Genomic DNA, 17,397 nt, shown 5'->3' with positions numbered 1-17,397 from the left:
ACCACAACCGTACCAACGGGGGGATTTTTTCCTCAACTGTCAAAGTCCGCCGAAATCACATCTCTACAGGACGCTCTACTGGGACCGGATAACCACGGCCAAAACAGGCTAAACACCATCCCGATGACCCTAATGCTGAGGTCAACCCGTCAGGCGACAAAAACGCCAGCGAGTCCGCGCCCACCATTTCCGCCAGTTGCGTTACGGTCAGATTTCGCGCCGCCAACTCGCCCGCCCGTGAGGTGTCAATCCCGTAATGGCAGGGTTCCAAGTATGGGGGCGAGGCAATGCGCATATGGACTTCCTTCGCGCCCGCCTGCCGCAAGAGGCGAATGATATGACGCGAGGTCGTGCCCCGCACCAAGCTATCGTCAATCAGTACCACCCGCTTGCCTTCCACCACCTCACGGACGGCCGAAAGCTTCAATTGGACCCCTTTCTCCCGTGCCGAGGCGTCAGGAGCAATAAAGGTGCGGGCGATATAACGATTTTTAACCAAGCCAAAGTCAAATCGTATCCCGGAGGCTTCTGCATAACCCATAGCAGCCGGAAGACTCGAATCGGGCACTCCGACCACCACATCGGCTTCAGCTGGCGCCTCTTCCGCCAGCCGCTTGCCCAACTGACGGCGCTTTAAGTGCATGCTCTCGCCCTGATGCCGGGAATCGGGCCGAGAAAAATAAATAACCTCAAACGCACAAGGACGCGCCCCTTCGGACTGACGAAATTTTTGACTCACCAATCCCTGATCCGAAATTTTCACCATCTCGCCCGGCTCAATGTCCCGAACCCAGGGCGCATCCACCATGTCCAGGGCGCAGGTCTCAGACGCCAGCACATAAGCGCCTTGGTCGGTCCGCCCCAAAACCAAAGGACGAATGCCAAACGGGTCGCGAATCCCAAACAACCCCTCGGGAGTTAGCAAGACGAAGGCGAAGCCGCCCGAAAGCCGGGACGCAGCCTCCAAAAGCGCCTTCTCAAAGTCCGGCCTACGGCTCCGGGCGAGCAAATGCGCCAGCACCTCGCTGTCGCTCGTTCCTTGAAATATCGCGCCTTCGGCCTCCAATTGGTGCCGCAGGCTTCGATGATTGACTAAGTTCCCGTTATGAGCCAGAGCTAAAGGACCGAAACGCGTGTGCATCAATAAGGGCTGGGCGTTCACGGGCGCCGAATCACCCGTCGTCGAGTAGCGCACATGCCCAATTGCGGCCTGTCCGACGGCGAGGTCTTGCACCACCTGGGGTACCGCATCCTGTAAGAGGCCCATACCTTTTTCCACCGCTAGGCGTCCATCGTGAAGCACTCCGATACCGGCGCTCTCCTGCCCGCGGTGCTGGAGACTGAAGGTACCCCAATAGGCTTTTTGGGCTGCGTCCGCATCGCCCCAAATGCCAAATACACCGCATTCTTCGTGCAGCTCAAAGCTCATCGTCAACCTCCTTGTACGGCTGCCGCCAAGCCCGCATGACATCCCCATAGGACCACTGGTAACGGCCATCCACCACCATCATGGGTCCTTCTTTCACAGTCCCTAGACGTTGAAAAGGAATGTTCCGGTCAAGCCATGCCGCTTCCGTCGCCTGCTGGTCGCCCGAGGCCACCACCGCCACCCATTGCAACGGCCCCTCACTGAAGAACCGCAGGGTTTTGTCTTTCGTGTCTGTCTCCGCCAGTTGAATCTCTATTCCCAAGGACGGCCCGCTTCGGGCCCACATGCGGATCAGCGTGAGTCCCAAACCGCCGTCACCGACTACCGTGAGCGCTCGTGGTGGCCTCTCTCGGACCCAATCCGCGACTTGGCGAAGCACCCGCCCTCCCTCCGCCGCGACAATGCGGGGATACGGAGACGGTCCATGGTGCAGCAATGCGGCCACCGAGCCCCCCCAATGCAGTGGAGCCGGGTTGAGAAGGTAAATGGCGTCGCCTAAGACGCCCAATCCGTCTCCAACCGGCTTTGGGGCATGGGGATGGCTTCCGGCAGCGCCGATAACGACGGTCGGCCAAATGGATTCACCGTCCGTCTCATTATGAAGCGACACGTTACCTCCCGTAACGGGCACGCCAGCCGCTCTGGCCGCATCAGCCACCCCGCGAATCAGGGCCCCCATGGCCCGATAGCTCTCCGGTTTATCGGGATTGCCGGCATTGACCCCGTCGGTCAGCCCCAACGGCTCAGCCCCTTGAGCAGCCAGGCCGGCTAATGCACGCCAAACCGCGCCAGCGCCACCAGCATAGGGATCAACCGCCGCCCACCTTCCGGGACCCGCGATAGACACCGCTAATCCGGCATGATCCCCAAGATCCAAAACGGCGGCATCATGACCCGGTCCTCGCACCGTTCGCGTTTGAATCATCCAATCATATTGGCGATAGACAGGAGACCGGTCACGCCCATCCAGGCTGGATGCCACCTCCAATAACAGCTTGGGTTGAAAGGCGGGGGCCGGGGGAACTGGTTTCTCTATCCTTTCGTCGAGGGCTTGCCACCAGCTGTCATCCACGGCACGACGGGGCGCGTCATCCACCAACCATGTGGTTTTGAGCCTTGCCACCGGGTCCTGTCCGAACTGAAGAACCAGGTCCCCGGAGTCCGTGGTATGGCCAATGACCGTAGCCAGAATCTCAAAGTCGGCCGCAATGTCCAGAACCGCTTTTAAATTACTCTCGGACACAATCAACAGCATGCGCTCTTGGGTTTCCGACAACATAATTTCATAGGGGCTCAGGCCCGGTTCCCGAAGCGGCACCCGATCGAGATAAATCTCTGCCCCCACATGTGAGCCCGCGCAAAGCTCAGCCACTGCCGACGTTAGCCCAGCCGCCCCGAGATCCTGCAAAGCATTGAGCAGTCCCTCTGACACGGTCTTGAGGGTCGCTTCCATTAACAACTTGCCTAAAAATGGATCACCCACCTGCACGGTCGGACGGAGCTCCTGACTGGATTGATCAAAATCACGGGAGGCCAACAATGAGGCCCCATGAATGCCGTCGCGGCCGGTGCGCTGGCCCATCAGCACCACTAGCTGCCCAGGACTTGCGGTGTGGGCGCCCATGGCTTGACCCGGGGTGCGAATTCCCAAGGCCAGAACATTTACCAGCGGGTTGGTGCGATAGGTGGGCGAAAAACCGATGTCTCCGGTGACGGTAGGTACACCAATGGCGTTGCTGTATTGACCCACACCCTTCACGACGCTGCTTAAGATGGCTATACTGTGGCGATCGGTGCCAAATCGCAGTGCGTCGCCGACTAGAATGGGACGGGCCCCCATGGCAATGATATCGCGGAGAATACCACCCACACCGGTGGCCGCGCCTTGAACCGGTTCGACATACGACGGGTGATTGTGGCTTTCCACTTTAAACGCCACCTCAAGAGCATCGCCCAACCGGACCACGCCTGCATTGCCGCCCGGGCCGGCAACCACGTATGGGCCGTCATGAGGCAAACGCGACAAGAGTGCCTTGGAATTTTTGTAGCTGCAGTGCTCGGACCACAACGCACCAAATAGACCTAGTTCCAAATCATTGGGTTCGCGCCCCATAAGTTCTGTAATGCGGGCATACTCCTCGGCTGTCAGACCCACATCAGACGCTTGCATGACCCACCTCCTGCCGTATTCCCTCGAGCCACGAGGATAAAAACCGGCGGCCATCTTGGGAACCTAAGTATTGGTGCATGGCCCGCTCGGGGTGCGGCATGAGCGCCGCAACCGACCCCTTCATCACACCGGCCAAATTGGCCACCGATCCGTTGGGATTGGCCAGAGCGTTCAATTGCCCATCCGTATCCACATACTGGAGCCAGGCGGCGCCTGATCGAAAGAGATCTTCCAGTGTCCCAGGCGGGGTGTAATAGGCGCCTTCGCCATGAGCAATAGGCATTTTTAACACATCGCCCACCGCGAGTCCGGGAAAATAGGGCGACTCCGTCACGACCCGCAGCGTCTGAAAATCACAGCGAAACTCCCCATGGCGATTGGGACGCAGCACCCCGGGCAAAAGGCCCGCCTCGGTTAATATCTGAAACCCGTTGCATATCCCCAACACCGGCAACTGGGACGCCTCAATCGCTTGCTTCAGCGCCAAAATGACCGGTGCCTTGGCAGCCAGCGCCCCGGATCGCAGGTAGTCGCCGTACGAGAAGCCCCCGGGAATGATGGCCGCGTCAATGTCCCCGAGATGGTCCTGCCGATGATCCACCGTACGAGCCTCGACGCCCAGCGTTGTGAGCGCCTTGACGGTGTCCATGTCGCAATTGGATCCGGGAAAGGTCACCACCGCAACGCGCATCACGACAACACCTCAACGTCGTAGTCCTCCATCACGGGGTTGGCGAGGAGATCGTGGGCCATCCGCTCTACCGCCCTGCGTGCCGCCTTCGCATCTTCTGCCTCCAGCGTCACCTGAATGTGACGGCCTATGCGTACCCCTTGTACGGCAAAGCCCATATGCTTCAGGACGCCCTCGGTGGCCTCGCCGGCTGGGTCTAAAATACTGTCTTTTAGCCGCACCGTGACGACTGCCCGAAAACTCTGCATCAGCTCATCACCCGCTTCAAAATCTCTTGATAAGCTTCTTCAACACGTCCCAGATCGCGGCGAAAACGATCTTTGTCCAGTCGTTCACCACTCGATTGGTCCCAAAGGCGGCACGTGTCCGGCGATATTTCATCGCCGAGCTTCAGTTCGCCCATGGCATCCCAACCGAATTCCAACTTAAAATCCACCAGCACAATGCCGCGCTGGAGGAAGAAGGGCTTCAACACCTGGTTGATGCGAAGCGCCTCCTGACGAAGGCGGGCTACCAAATCAGGGCTCGCCGCCCCCAACAAGCGGATATGATCTTCGTTCAGCAAGGGATCTCCCAAGTCGTCATTCTTGTAATAGAATTCAATGATCGGTTCATCCATCGTCGTCCCTTCGGGGATGCCGGTGCGCTGGTGGAGCGAGCCTGCTACCCAATTTCGCACCACCACTTCCAACTGCACCATGGTCAACTTGTCAACCAGAAGATTGCGATCGTCCAGCTGTTCAATAAAGTGAGTGGCGATGCCATGATCTTGGAGCCATCCATAAAGACGCGTGGTCACAGCAGCATTGACGATGCCTTTGCCGGGGATCTCCGCTTTCTTTTGCCCATTGAAGGCCGTGGCGGAATCCTTAAACTCCACCCGCACCTGATCGGGATTGTCGGTCTCGTAGACTCGCTTGGCTTTTCCCTCGTAAATGAGACTCATGCTCTTCCCCCTTCATCAGTTAAGAGACCAAGCCGTCGATAAATCGTGTCAACCTGGCTTAAATAGGGTTCCACATCAAAGAGCGATGCAAGTTTTTCAGCTCCGACCCGCTCCTGAACTTCCGGGTCGTCGAGGAGACGTTCGCGGAAACTCTTTTGCGGCTCCTGACTTGCCGCTAGCGCGTGGCGCTGAACAATCTCATACGCGTGATCACGCGAAAATCCCCCATCCACCAGCGCCAGCAGCACTTTGCCGGAAAAAACCAGACCGCCGGAGCGCTCCAGATTTTGCCGCATGCGGTCAGCATGGATGGTCAGCCCCTCCACAATGCGGGTCATTTGCACCAAGAGATAATCCGCTAGGGTCGTGGCGTCGGGAATCATCACCCGCTCGACCGAGGAGTGGGAGATGTCGCGTTCGTACCAGAGAGGCATATCCTCCAAAGCCGGAACAACATAGCCGCGCAACAGACGGGATAATCCCGATATTTGTTCGCACTTGATAGGGTTCTTCTTATGCGGCATGGCCGACGAGCCTCGCTGGCCCTGAGAGAATGGTTCCTCCAGTTCACCAACTTCGGTGCGCTGCGAGTGGCGAATTTCAGTGGCCATTTTGTCCAGCGTGCTTCCCAAAATGGCCAGACTGGTAATCACCTCGGCATGACGATCGCGCTGCAACACCTGCGTGGACAACGGATCCGGCCTCAGCCCCATCTTCTCTCCTACGTAGGCTTCAATTTCCGGGGGCAGGCTGGCATAGTTGCCCACCGGTCCGGAGAGCTTCATGACCGCCATTGTGTCGCGGGCCCGTTGAATGCGCTCCCGATCCCGGCCCAACTCCAACCACCACAAAGCCCATTTGAGCCCGTGACTGGTGGGTTCGGCGTGGATGCCATGGGTGCGCCCGATCACCGCAACCCGGCGGTTCTCTACCGCCCGCCTTCGGACAGCCGCCTCCAAGGCTTGCAAATCGTCCAGAATAATGTCTAGCGCCTCCGTCATCAACGAGGCCAACGCCGTATCCACCACGTCCGTGGATGTCAAGCCAAAATGAATATATTTGGCGTCCTCAGCATCAACGGTCTCGCTGACCGCACTGATGAACGCCAACATGTCATGATGATATATGGCTTCATGCTCATCCACCCGGCGAGCATCCACCCGCGCCGATTGCCTGAGTCTGGCGGCTGTCCCCGCGGGAATTTTGCCCGACCGCTCCCAGGCCTCGGCCGCCAGAATTTCCACGTCGAGCCACTTCTGATAGCGGTTCTGGTCCGACCACAACTCCCGCATTTGTGGCCGCGCGTAACGATCAATCATAGCCCACCTCATATCCGAACGTTATGGTTCGATTGTACATGAAACGTTCGACTCCGAACACCCCCATTCTCCCTTAGCTTTTTCTCCAACTAAGCGATTATCCGCTCGTTTGCGGCGACCCGCGACTTTGTGGAAGTGTTTTTGGCGTACGGACGCTAGTGTCCTGTTTTGGTCTATGGGCTATGTACGGGCTAACTCGAAAGACAGGGGGAAACGGGCCCTTAATCAGGCGAAACTGCGTACACAAAAAATATCGGGGCCGCCAGTGATGGCGGCCTCCTGAGGTTTATTCCCATTCTATCGTGCCTGGCGGCTTTGAGGTGATGTCGTAAACGACCCGGTTGACCCCGGCCACCTCGCCCACAATACGGCTGGCCATGCGATCCAACAAGTTATGGTCCAGTCGCACCCAATCAGCGGTCATGCCGTCCAAACTCTCTACCGCGCGAATGACAATCGGATAGCCGTAGGTTCGGGCGTCGCCCATCACCCCAACGGAGCGAATGTCCAACAACACCGCAAACGCTTGCCATATGGCGCGGTCGAGTCCGGCGCGATAAATTTCCTCGCGAACAATGGCATCGGCCTGACGCAGCACGCCCACCTTTTCCTCGTCAACCGTGCCCACAATCCGCACCGCCAGCCCTGGACCCGGAAACGGCTGACGCCACACCAGGGCCTCCGGCAGACCCAAGGCCTCGCCCACTCTGCGCACCTCGTCCTTAAACAGCCAGCGAAGCGGCTCCACGACCCGAAAGGCGATGTCCTCAGGCAGCCCACCCACATTGTGGTGGGACTTGATGGTGTGTGCCCCCCGCCCGCCGGATTCAATCACATCAGGATATACGGTCCCTTGGATGAGGACTTCGCGGGTGCCAACCAGACTTTGCACCCGTTCGAACGCACGAATAAACTCCCGGCCAATAATCTTGCGCTTTTGTTCCGGATCCGTCACCCCTCCGAGGGCGGAAAAAAACTCGGCCTTGGCGTCGACAACCTGCAAGTCAATGTCGCGAAACGCGGCTTGAACCTCCTCAACCTCACCCGCGCGCAGAAGCCCGTGATCAATTAACACGGCCGTCAATCGCGAACCGATGGCCTCTTTGGCCAAAGCTCCAGCCACGGCCGAATCAACCCCACCGGAGAGAGCAATCAGCGCACGGCCATCGCCCACCGCTTGGCGAATCTCCTCAACGGCCGACGCGATGACGTTGTCCGGCTTCCAGTCAGGCGTAATTCCCGCGATCTGATAGAGAAAGTTCGTAAACACCTTAAATCCATCCTCGGTATGGTGCACTTCCGGATGGTACTGAACCGCCCAGAAATTACGGTTTGGATCAGCCATCGCGGCGATCGGGGTATTGCTCGTCTCAGCAAGGACCGCGAACCCGGGCGGCGGCGCCATCACCTGATCGCCATGACTCATCCACACTGTGGACGGATCGGCCACCCCGGCCAAGAGTGGCGAATCCTGTGTTTTATGCATCAAGGTACGGCCATACTCGCGGCCCTGAGCCGCTACCACCCGGCCCCCAAGCATGTGCGCCATCAACTGCATGCCATAGCAAATACCGAGTACCGGTATCCCTAGCGAAAAAATCTCCGGGTCCATCCCCGGAGCCCCAGGCTCAAACACACTGGCCGGTCCGCCGGAAAGCACGACCGCCCGCGGGGCCCGGTCTTGGATTACGGAGGCCTTGGTGTCTCCCGGCAATACTTCGCAGAACACGTCGGCTTCGCGAACTCGCCGGGCAATCAGTTGGTTGTACTGGGCTCCAAAGTCGAGCACGATGACTGAGTTTGCCATTAGATTTTGACCACCCGGCAGACATCTTTCAGATTGCGATAGCGTTCTTCCACGTCTAGCCCGTATCCCACCACAAATTCGTCCGGAATCTCAAATCCCTTGTAATGGACAGGTACCGCCACCTGGCGGCGTCCCACCTTATCCAGTAAGGAGCAGATTTTGACCGACATGGCCCCTCGAGACTTCAAGTGACCAAATATGTAATTCAACGTCAACCCGGTGTCCACGATATCCTCGACGACCAGCACATGCTTTTGGTCCAAGCTGTAGTCCAAATCTTTTACAATGCGGACCACTCCGGAGGATTTGGTCGACATCCCGTACGACGAGACCGCCATGAAATCCACCGCGACGGGCAGATCGATCGCCCGCGCCAAATCGGCCACGAATACGAACGATCCCTTTAAAATGGCCACCAATACCAAATCCTTCCCCTCGTAATCGAGGGTTATGCGCCGCCCTAGTTGCGCCACCCGTTCCTGGATGTCGCGCTCCCCAATCATCACTTCTAGTCGCTCGTCTGCGGGCGTTCTCACCTACTCCCCGTCCTCCCTATCCTGGTCGCGCAGCAAGCGCCGAATAATGGCCGCGCGATCCTTTAAAGGGTATAGCGATGCCTGATGGGGCCGTGCCCCGTGAGCAATGCGCTTACCCTCAAAATAACTCTCCGCGTCGCGCTCCACCTCATCCGCGCTGGGCTGTACCATTTGATTGCGGATGGCTCGAAGTGACAGCCCACCATCCAAGAGCCGCTTAATCTCCAATAGCCGTTCGATGTCGCGCTCCGAATACAGCCGTTGGTTACCCTCACTGCGTCGGGGCCGAATAAGATTCAAGCTCTCGTAATAGCGAATCCGTCGTTCGGTGAGGCCCGTCCTTTCCTTGACCTCACCAATCGGATATTCCCCTGTACGCATCAAAAAACTCCTCAAATTAGTCGATTGCTCCCAGTTTACCGAACCGCTGCAGAAGAGACAACCAGCACAACGAGGCGCGCGTCCACTGAACGCGCGCCATCGGGTAAAGAGGCTAGACGTCGTCTTTGGCTTCAAACGAAGCACAAAAGGTGCTGGGCAGTTCAGCCGCGTCACCGTCCGCCATGACTGGGGCCTGCGGGGCGATTTGGATGGACTCCAGCGCACAATAGCGATGTTCGTTGTAGCGGCAATAGTCCACCGTACAATGGATGACCTGGCGGCTCACTAGTTCGCCTCGTCAACCCGGCCAAAGCTCCGTTCGGCCAGCATCCGCTCCAGCCGTGCAATTTGCTGATGTGCCTGCCCCAACTTGTACGACAGTTCCTGCATTTGCACGTTCTGCCGATCCAATCGGTCATAGCGGTTGCGCATCTCTTCGGTCAACACTTGCACCAAATCTTTCAGCATCATGTGCTGGGATTCCATAATATCGAACAGTTCCGTGCCTTGATGCATCATGTTGGGCATCGCTTGCGACACCATGCGCTTAGTTCGGGGCGTCATCGACGCTGGGGTCCGTTCCGCCAGCTCGGCTAATTCACGATACTCAGGGCGTCCGGAAGCTTCCAGGTCTTCGGTGCTGAGAACGTAAGGGCGACCTGCCACACCGCGTTTGCGGATGGCCTTTAGCCGCCCGGAGCGTACGTCGTCACGCAATATGGAGCCAAGTTCCGGGGCCATTTGAATCAGTTGCGTCAACGTGACTTCCATCTTTTCTCCTCCTTCGGTTACTCGCTCCTAGTTTCCCCATCATTTGGAATTTCCATTCGAACTTGTATCAACACTGCGCAAAAAAAGAAAAGGGGCCCGAAGGCCCCTTCCCCTGAACCGTGTTACATCATCATGTCGCCCATGCCGCCCATGCCACCGGCACCCGGGGCTGCCGGTTCCTTCTTCTCCGGCTTGTCAGCCACCAAGGCCTCGGTGGTCAGAAGCATAGCCGCAATGGAGGCGGCGTTCTGCAACGTCGAGCGCGTCACCTTGGCAGGGTCGACGATACCCGCCTGAACCATGTCAACCACCTTGTTGGTGGCGGCGTCATAGCCCACGTTGCCCGACTCCTTCTTGACCTGCTCAACAATCACCGAACCCTCGAGCCCCGCGTTGAACGCAATCTGACGTACGGGTTCCTCCAGCGCCCGGCGGACGATGCTGGCGCCAATCTTTTCGTCGCCTTCCAGCTTGAGCGCCTCCAAGGCGGGAATGGCCCGAAGCAACGCCGTGCCGCCACCCGGCACGATGCCTTCCTCAACCGCGGCACGGGTCGCCGACAATGCATCCTCGATGCGGAGCTTCTTCTCCTTCAGCTCCACCTCGGTCGCGGCACCCACTTGGATGACGGCCACACCACCAGACAGCTTGGCCAACCGCTCCTGCAGCTTTTCACGGTCGTAATCAGAAGTGGTGTCTTCGATCTGATTCTTAATCACCGCAATACGCTTCTTAATGTCCTCGTCCTTGCCGTGGCCATCCACGATGGTGGTCTCTTCCTTGGCCACCTTCACCTGACGAGCCTGACCCAGCATCTCGGGCGTGACATTCTCCAGCTTCAAGCCCAGATCCTCCGAAATCACCTGGCCACCCGTCAGAATCGCGATGTCTTCCAACATGGCCTTGCGGCGGTCCCCAAAGCCGGGGGCCTTCACGGCTACGGCCGTCAGGGTGCCACGCAGCTTGTTGACCACCAACGTGGCCAGAGCTTCGCCTTCGACGTCTTCGGCAATAATCACCAAGGGCTTGCCGCGCTGCACGATTTTCTCCAATACAGGAAGCAGGTCCTGAATGGCCGAGATCTTGCGGTCGGTAATGAGGATGTAGGGGTCACTCAGCACCGCTTCCATCTTCTCGGTGTCCGTCACCATGTAAGGGGAGATGTAGCCACGGTCGAACTGCATACCTTCCACGGTTTCCAGAGTGGTTCCGGTGGTCTTGGACTCTTCCACCGTGATGACGCCGTCGGCGCCCACCTTCTCCATGGCTTCAGCAATCAAGCGACCAATTTCACCATCGTTGGCCGAGATAGATGCCACTTGGGTGATGGCATCCTTGCCTTCAATGGGCTTGGCGATTTTCTTAACTTCCTCAACGGCCGTGTTCACCGCAATTTCGATCCCGTGACGGATGCCCATCGGGTTGGCACCGGCGGTGACATTCTTGAGCCCCTCGTGGATCATAGCCTGAGCCAGCACCGTCGCGGTGGTGGTTCCGTCTCCAGCCACGTCCTGAGTCTTGGTTGCGACTTCTTTGACTAATTGCGCGCCCATGGCCTCAAACGGATCTTCCAACTCAATCTCACGGGCGATGGTGACCCCGTCGTTGGTGATTAAGGGAGCGCCAAACTTCTTTTCCAACACCACGTTGCGACCCTTGGGGCCCAACGTCACCTTGACGGCGTTGGCCAGCTTGTCGACGCCCCGTTCGAGCGCGCGACGCGCCTCTTCTTCATAAACCATTTGCTTGGCCATCAAATTCGTCCTCCTTGAATCAAAATGGTTACGCAACCACCGGTTGGGTGGCCAACACGGCAACGATATCGCTCTCGCGAATCAAGAGGTAGTCCTGGTCATTGACCCGCACTTTGCGGCCAAAGTCGCCGTTGAAGATCACGACGTCGCCGACCTTCACCTCCAAGGGAGCGCGGCTGCCATTCTCCAACAGCCGCCCACTGCCCACAGCCAACACTTCCGCACGCTGCAACTGATCCTTGGCGGTGTCGGGCAACACAATGCCCGCCACCGTCTTCTCCTCGGTGATGGGCTTAACGACCAAGTGATCGCTCAATGGACGGATGTCCACGATTATCCCTCCCGTAAATCATCTATCTCGCGGTCTTCGCCGCCTGTTAGCACTCACAGGCCGTGAGTGCTAACGGTTTTCCATAAGGGATAATAGCGAATCTCCCAGCGCCCGTCAAATGATTTCCTGGTTAGGATAATTGGCCCAAATGCGCCATTTTTGCTCGAATAGCGCCCCAATGACAATGTCTAGGGCGTTTTCACGAATTTTCGTGGCGTGTCTCGCCGTGAAGCAACCGCACCAGGTGGGATATCACCGGTTCGACCACAGGCCACAGCTCTTCCACCGCCTTGGGAGACCCAGGAAAATTAAGGATGAGCGTTTCCCGCGCTGCACCAGCCAGTCCCCGGGAAATCATCCCGAAGGGGGTATGGCGCAGCGATTCAGCCCGCATCGCTTCGGCGATGCCGGGTATTTCCCGGTCAATCACCCGTCGAGTCACCTCAGGCAACACATCGCGGGGACCCAGCCCGGTGGATCCGGTCGTCAAAACGACATCTAGGCCGTCGCCGACCCAGGTCCAAAGTCTTCGTTCAAGCGTCGCAGCATCATCAGGCAGCACCACTGTTTCCACCACCTCGCCTAACGCTTCCGCCCACTCACGAAGAAGCTGACCGGAGGCATCCTCGCGCTCCCCACGAGCCCCGGCATCGCTAGCCGTCAATATCGCAATACGAATGCGATCCGACACCGTTACCCCTCCTCTCGCTGATAGGTTCCGGAACGCCCGCCTCGCTTTTCCATCAGCCGCACCTGTTCAATCACCATGCCCCGTTCTTGAGCCTTCAACATGTCGTAGAGCGTTAAAAGGGCGGCCGAGACTCCGGTGAGCGCCTCCATTTCTACTCCCGTGGGCCCTACCGTGGCCACCGTCACCACGACCAAGAAGCCGTCGTCCAGCATTTTGATATCAGCCGATACCCCGGTGATGGGAATAGGATGGGCCAGCGGAATCCATTCGGCCGTGCGCTTAACGGCCATGATGGCGGCCACCCGCGCCACCGCCAGCACATCACCCTTGGGCGCCCGGCCTTCAGCCACCAATCGGACCGTTTGCGGCCTTGTCCGCAATGTTCCCTCTGCCCGTGCCAACCGTTGGGTAGCGTCCTTCTCCCCCACCGACACCATGTGAACCCGTCCCTCGGGATCCAAATGCGGCAAATCCGGATGATTCTCTATTGTAGAGCCTCCTCCCCTAATTTCGGTCGGGATGCTTCTGGAGATACTCCCTGGGACGCCAACGAGCGGTACGCCCGAAAGCTATGCGGCAGCACCGCCAAGAGCGCCCCGCCATAGCCCAGCCGAAGACCGGTTAACAGCCCCTGACCATCATGCGGTACCGCCAAGAGCGCCATTCCAACCGCGGCCAACGTCAACCCCAGCGCGTAGCGGAACTTGGCGCCGCGCTTGCGCCGTCCCACCAGCAGCGCCAACCCGACCAGTCCCAGTATCCAACCCGTGAGGGCCAATCCCCGCGCTTGGTGTAGAAGCGGCCACAGGTGGCTCCAGCCCTCCACAATCGCCACCAAGGCCCCTATCGCCAGAATGCCCAAACCCCATATGCGCATGCCGCCCACCCCTTTTGACTAGACATTCTCGTCCCACCCAAAAATTCCTGCTCCTCATAACACCCGGCTCATTTTCATAGGTATCCAATATCTTATTTGGACAAAGAGAGGGTTGCCCATGAAACTGGATCGATGGTGGCAGGCACTGGGGCTTCTCGCCGTTTTGACCGCCTTCATGGCGGGGAGCCAGGCAGCGTTTCCTTTCCATCCCCATCCCTCGACCGTGCCATCCAAACCTCCGGCCCGGCCCGAAAAAGTCATCGCGCTGACCTTCGACGACGGCCCCTCCCCAAAATACACCCCAGAAATTCTCTCCCTCTTAACCCGCTACCACGCCCATGCCACATTTTTCGTTCTGGGCAGCGAGGTGGCCCAGTATCCCAAGATTGTCACCGATATTGTCCGCCAAGGCTCTGCCGTGGCCAACCATGGCTACACCCATGTCAACTTCTTTCGCGTCGGGGTAGGCGGGGTGGTTAGCGACATGGAAAAAACAGCCGCCCTCTTAAAAAAGGACCACATCCCCCTCACCCCCTTCTATCGGCCACCCTACGGCAACTCCAACCGATCGCTGGTGGACGCGCTGGGAAAAAAAGGCATCTATACGACCCTCTGGTCCATCGACACCCGCGATTGGTCTAGTCCGGGCACCTCGTTCATTACAAAAAAAGTGCTGGCCAACGCGTTTTCCGGCGCCATCGTATTGATGCACGACAGCGGCGGCAACCGCACTCAGACGGTACAAGCGGTGGCAGCCATCCTTCCGGTGCTGGAGGCTGAGGGATACAAATTTGTCACCTTGCCGCAATATGTCAAGGACTTGGGAATTAAGGAACCAACCAAACTACCGCTGCCCGGACAACCGGAAGCACGCCCGACGCCCAGCCCCGTTAGGCAAAAATCGACGGCGGGACCTTGGAACTAGTCCCGCCGCCACCTCAAGCGTTAATACTGATAGAAACCGCGGCCGCTCTTGCGTCCTAACAGACCCGCATCCACCATTTTGCGAAGCAATGGTGCGGGGCGATATTTGGGATCGCCGAACCCTCGATAGAGCACGTCCAAAATCGCTAGGCACGTGTCAAGCCCAATGAAGTCCGCAAGCGTCAAGGGGCCCATGGGATGGTTCATTCCCAGCTTCATCACCGTATCGATAGCCTCTTTGTCCGCCACCCCTTCGCCAAGCGCAAAAATGGCCTCATTAATCATCGGCATGAGAATGCGATTGGCGACAAATCCGGGGAAGTCGTTGGCCTCGACAGGAGTCTTTTGCATCTGTCGGGCATACTCCATGACAACCGACACCGTCTCGTCATCGGTTAGCTCGCCCCGAATCACTTCGACCAGTTCCATCACCGGCACCGGATTCATGAAATGCATGCCAATGAAACGCTCCGGCCGCCCTGTGGCGCGGGCTAACCGCGTGATGCTAATCGAGGAGGTATTGCTGGCAAAACGGGTATGGGGACTAAAATGGCTGTCCAGTGTGTTAAATAGCGCCCGCTTCAATTCCTCGTCCTCGGAGATGGCTTCAATCACCAAATCCACATCGGCCACTTCGGTCGGCCCAGCAATCGGATGCAACCGCCCTAAAATGGCCGCCTTGTCTTGCTCGGTGAGTTTTCCCTTTTCCACATTGCGAGCCAGACGCCGCTCGATGTTGGCCGTGCCGCGCCTCAGACCCTCCGCCAGCGCGTCGGTGAGATACACCTCAAAGCCATGGGTGGCGGCAGTTTCTGCAATGCCTGCGCCCATTTGGCCGGCGCCCACCACTAAAAAGCGTGCCATGATAACCCCCCTAGACCTTAACCACCGTGGCTTCACCCTGCCCGCCGCCGCTGCAGATGGCCGCGAGACCGTATCCGCCGCCCCGCCGACGCAACTCTAAAATCAGCGTCAATAAAATCCTGGCCCCCGAAGCTCCGATGGGATGGCCCAAGGCTACCGCCCCACCGTTGACGTTGACCTGATCCTCGGACAGTTCCAGGAGTTTGATGGAGGTTAAGGCCACGGCAGCAAAGGCTTCGTTGATTTCCACCAAGGACAAATCCTTCGGCCGGATTTGCGCCCGCTTCAACGCCATTTCGCCAGCATAGGCGGGAACGGTGTGCAGATACTTAGGCTCGCGGGACGCCCACCCGCTCGCGACAATCGTTGCCAGCGGCTCCAACCCCCGCCGCTCAGCCTCTTCCCGGCTCATCAGCACCAGTGCGGCCGCACCGTCAGTCAGCCCAGGCGCATTGCCGGCCGTCACCGTTCCATCAGGCTGAAAGGCCGGCTTCAGCCGCGCCAACTTTTCTAAACTGGTGTCCCGGCGCGGGCCTATGTCTTCCTGCACCATCAGTGGCTCGCCCTTTTTAACCGGCACCGTTACGGGCACAATCTCGTCCCGGAACCGCCCCTCATCAATGGCTTTCAGAGCGCGCTGGTGGCTCTGATAGGCGAAACGGTCCTGGTTCTCGCGGGAAATGTCAAACTCCCGCGCCACCTCACTGCCGTAGACACCCATATGGCATTGTCCGAAGCTGCACCAGAGTCCATCATGGACAACTGCGTCAACAAACGGCACGTCACCCATGCGCAGCCCATAGCGGGCTCCTTTAACCAAATAGGGCGCCTGGCTCATCGACTCCATGCCGCCCGCAATGGCCGTGGAAATGTCGCCCAAGCGAATGGCCATGTCCGCCAGGTTCACGGCCCGGAGGCTTGACGCACAGACCTTGTTGATGGTGTCAGAAGGTACCGTTTCCGGGAGACCCGCCTTCATCGTTGCCTGACGAGATGGGATTTGCCCGGCCCCCGCTTGCACCACCTGTCCCATATACACGTAATCAACCGCATCCGCCGCCAATCCGCTTCGCTCAAGCGCCCCACGAATCGCTGCGGCCCCCAAATCGGTCGCCGGCACATCCTTCAACGCCCCGCCAAACGTCACAAAGGGCGTGCGTGCAACGGCGACCACGACCGTTTCCGGCATGATCCCCGCCTCCTTGTCGCTGTTACCTTAAGCCGTGCGTCGAATCAACGCTCCCAACGCCGCCAGCTTTTGCTCGATGCGATGATACCCACGGTCGATGTATTCCACCCCATCGACCACCGTCGTGCCTTCTGCCTTCAGCCCCGCCAGCACTAAGGCAGCACCGCCACGAATATCCTGCGCCTGCACTGGCGCTCCCGTCAATCGATCCACGCCGCGGATGATGGCGGTCTCCCGATCCACTTTGATATCCGCGCCTAAGCGAACTAAATCATGGGTGTATCCGAAACGGTTTTCAAACACCGTCTCTTGAACCACCGCGACCCCCTCAGCAACAGACAATGCCGCCACCATTTGGGGATGCAAATCCGTGGGAAACCCCGGATGGGGCAGCGTTTCAATGTCCACCGCTTGAAGCCGCGGAGGACTCACCAGCCGTACCCAGTCCATGTCCTCCTCAATTTGCGCACCCGCCTGGCTCAACTTTAGCAACACCGTGCGCAAGTGCTCAGGAATTACATTAGCGACGGTGACCACGCCGCCCGTAATGGCCCCGGCCATGAGATAAGTGCCCGCTTCCAACCGGTCGGGGATTATTTCATGGCGCGTGCCAGAGAGCTTTTGCACGCCCTCGATGCGCACTAGTATAGCCATTCCTAAATAGCGTCCATGCTTTTTGCGTCCTCGGGCTTCCACTTCCAGCGAAACGGTACCGGA

General features: G+C 58.5%; 19 protein-coding genes and 1 pseudogene. 1 reads left to right on the top strand and 19 read right to left on the bottom strand.

Annotation, left to right across the window (positions count from 1 at the left end):
- Positions 1-55: 55 nt before the first annotated feature.
- From purF to HIJ39_RS16400, 16 genes are all read right to left on the bottom strand, one after another.
- Entirely contained in the window at positions 56-1,429 is a 1,374-nt protein-coding gene (gene purF, locus HIJ39_RS16475) for an amidophosphoribosyltransferase (protein ID WP_169101607.1), read from the bottom strand.
- The gene (gene purL / locus HIJ39_RS16470) at positions 1,419-3,599 is read right to left on the bottom strand and encodes a phosphoribosylformylglycinamidine synthase subunit PurL (protein ID WP_169101605.1); all 2,181 of its coding nucleotides are present in this window, start codon (positions 3,597-3,599) and stop codon (positions 1,419-1,421) included. The genes purF and purL overlap by 11 nt, the downstream gene beginning before the upstream one ends.
- Positions 3,586-4,290, bottom strand: a complete 705-nt coding sequence (gene purQ, locus HIJ39_RS16465; protein ID WP_169101613.1) for a phosphoribosylformylglycinamidine synthase I — start codon at positions 4,288-4,290, stop codon at positions 3,586-3,588. Before purQ ends, purL begins: the two co-directional genes overlap by 14 nt.
- Entirely contained in the window at positions 4,290-4,538 is a 249-nt protein-coding gene (purS, locus tag HIJ39_RS16460) for a phosphoribosylformylglycinamidine synthase subunit PurS (protein ID WP_169101603.1), read from the bottom strand. Before purS ends, purQ begins: the two co-directional genes overlap by 1 nt.
- On the bottom strand, positions 4,538-5,236 hold the full coding sequence (gene purC, locus HIJ39_RS16455; RefSeq protein ID WP_169101601.1) for a phosphoribosylaminoimidazolesuccinocarboxamide synthase: 699 nt from the start codon (positions 5,234-5,236) through the stop codon (positions 4,538-4,540). The genes purS and purC overlap by 1 nt, the downstream gene beginning before the upstream one ends.
- On the bottom strand, positions 5,233-6,555 hold the full coding sequence (purB, locus tag HIJ39_RS16450; protein ID WP_169101599.1) for an adenylosuccinate lyase: 1,323 nt from the start codon (positions 6,553-6,555) through the stop codon (positions 5,233-5,235). Before purB ends, purC begins: the two co-directional genes overlap by 4 nt.
- 286 nt (positions 6,556-6,841) lie before the next feature.
- Positions 6,842-8,362: a glutamine-hydrolyzing GMP synthase gene (gene guaA, locus HIJ39_RS16445; protein ID WP_169101597.1), complete on the bottom strand. Its 1,521-nt coding sequence runs from the start codon at positions 8,360-8,362 to the stop codon at positions 6,842-6,844.
- A complete protein-coding gene (hpt, locus tag HIJ39_RS16440; protein WP_207711740.1) occupies positions 8,362-8,865 on the bottom strand; it encodes a hypoxanthine phosphoribosyltransferase in 504 nt (167 codons plus the stop codon). The genes guaA and hpt overlap by 1 nt, the downstream gene beginning before the upstream one ends.
- Positions 8,866-8,898: 33 nt before the next feature.
- Entirely contained in the window at positions 8,899-9,279 is a 381-nt protein-coding gene (locus HIJ39_RS16435) for a MerR family transcriptional regulator (protein WP_169101593.1), read from the bottom strand.
- A gap of 112 nt (positions 9,280-9,391) precedes the next feature.
- On the bottom strand, positions 9,392-9,565 hold the full coding sequence (locus HIJ39_RS24285) for a DUF1540 domain-containing protein (RefSeq protein ID WP_169101591.1): 174 nt from the start codon (positions 9,563-9,565) through the stop codon (positions 9,392-9,394).
- The gene (locus tag HIJ39_RS16425) at positions 9,565-10,050 is read right to left on the bottom strand and encodes a hypothetical protein (protein WP_169101589.1); all 486 of its coding nucleotides are present in this window, start codon (positions 10,048-10,050) and stop codon (positions 9,565-9,567) included. The genes HIJ39_RS24285 and HIJ39_RS16425 overlap by 1 nt, the downstream gene beginning before the upstream one ends.
- A gap of 122 nt (positions 10,051-10,172) precedes the next feature.
- Complete coding sequence (groL, locus tag HIJ39_RS16420) at positions 10,173-11,804, bottom strand: chaperonin GroEL (RefSeq protein WP_169101587.1); 1,632 nt, start codon at positions 11,802-11,804, stop codon at positions 10,173-10,175.
- A gap of 28 nt (positions 11,805-11,832) precedes the next feature.
- On the bottom strand, positions 11,833-12,135 hold the full coding sequence (locus HIJ39_RS16415) for a co-chaperone GroES (protein WP_169101585.1): 303 nt from the start codon (positions 12,133-12,135) through the stop codon (positions 11,833-11,835).
- 199 nt (positions 12,136-12,334) lie between these two features.
- Complete coding sequence (locus HIJ39_RS16410; RefSeq protein WP_338055217.1) at positions 12,335-12,826, bottom strand: MogA/MoaB family molybdenum cofactor biosynthesis protein; 492 nt, start codon at positions 12,824-12,826, stop codon at positions 12,335-12,337.
- Between the two features lie 2 nt (positions 12,827-12,828).
- The gene (gene moaC / locus HIJ39_RS16405) at positions 12,829-13,296 is read right to left on the bottom strand and encodes a cyclic pyranopterin monophosphate synthase MoaC (RefSeq protein ID WP_275107356.1); all 468 of its coding nucleotides are present in this window, start codon (positions 13,294-13,296) and stop codon (positions 12,829-12,831) included.
- A 14-nt stretch (positions 13,297-13,310) separates the two neighbouring features.
- Positions 13,311-13,703, bottom strand: coding sequence for a hypothetical protein (locus HIJ39_RS16400; protein ID WP_169101583.1), 393 nt, complete (start codon positions 13,701-13,703; stop codon positions 13,311-13,313).
- Positions 13,704-13,821: 118 nt separating this feature from the next.
- On the opposite strand from HIJ39_RS16400, the gene HIJ39_RS16395 reads away from it, so the two are divergent.
- The gene (locus HIJ39_RS16395) at positions 13,822-14,628 is read left to right on the top strand and encodes a polysaccharide deacetylase family protein (protein WP_169101581.1); all 807 of its coding nucleotides are present in this window, start codon (positions 13,822-13,824) and stop codon (positions 14,626-14,628) included.
- A 20-nt stretch (positions 14,629-14,648) separates the two neighbouring features.
- Here HIJ39_RS16395 and HIJ39_RS16390 read toward each other — a convergent pair whose 3' ends face one another.
- The 3 genes and pseudogenes from HIJ39_RS16390 to HIJ39_RS16380 all read right to left on the bottom strand — a co-directional run.
- Positions 14,649-15,491 (bottom strand): 3-hydroxyacyl-CoA dehydrogenase family protein, encoded by an 843-nt coding sequence (locus HIJ39_RS16390; protein ID WP_169101580.1) that lies wholly within the window; start codon positions 15,489-15,491, stop codon positions 14,649-14,651.
- A gap of 10 nt (positions 15,492-15,501) precedes the next feature.
- Positions 15,502-16,680, bottom strand: a complete 1,179-nt coding sequence (locus HIJ39_RS16385; protein ID WP_169101579.1) for an acetyl-CoA C-acetyltransferase — start codon at positions 16,678-16,680, stop codon at positions 15,502-15,504.
- 27 nt (positions 16,681-16,707) lie between these two features.
- Positions 16,708-17,397, bottom strand: a pseudogene (locus tag HIJ39_RS16380) (hypothetical protein); the annotation flags it as partial.

This window comes from Sulfobacillus harzensis (assembly GCF_012933365.1).
In the GTDB taxonomy this organism is placed as follows: Bacteria; Bacillota; Sulfobacillia; order Sulfobacillales; family Sulfobacillaceae; genus Sulfobacillus_B; species Sulfobacillus_B harzensis.
The sequence above is the reverse complement of the archived record's forward strand: the minus strand, read 5'-3'. Positions and strand labels throughout refer to the sequence as shown.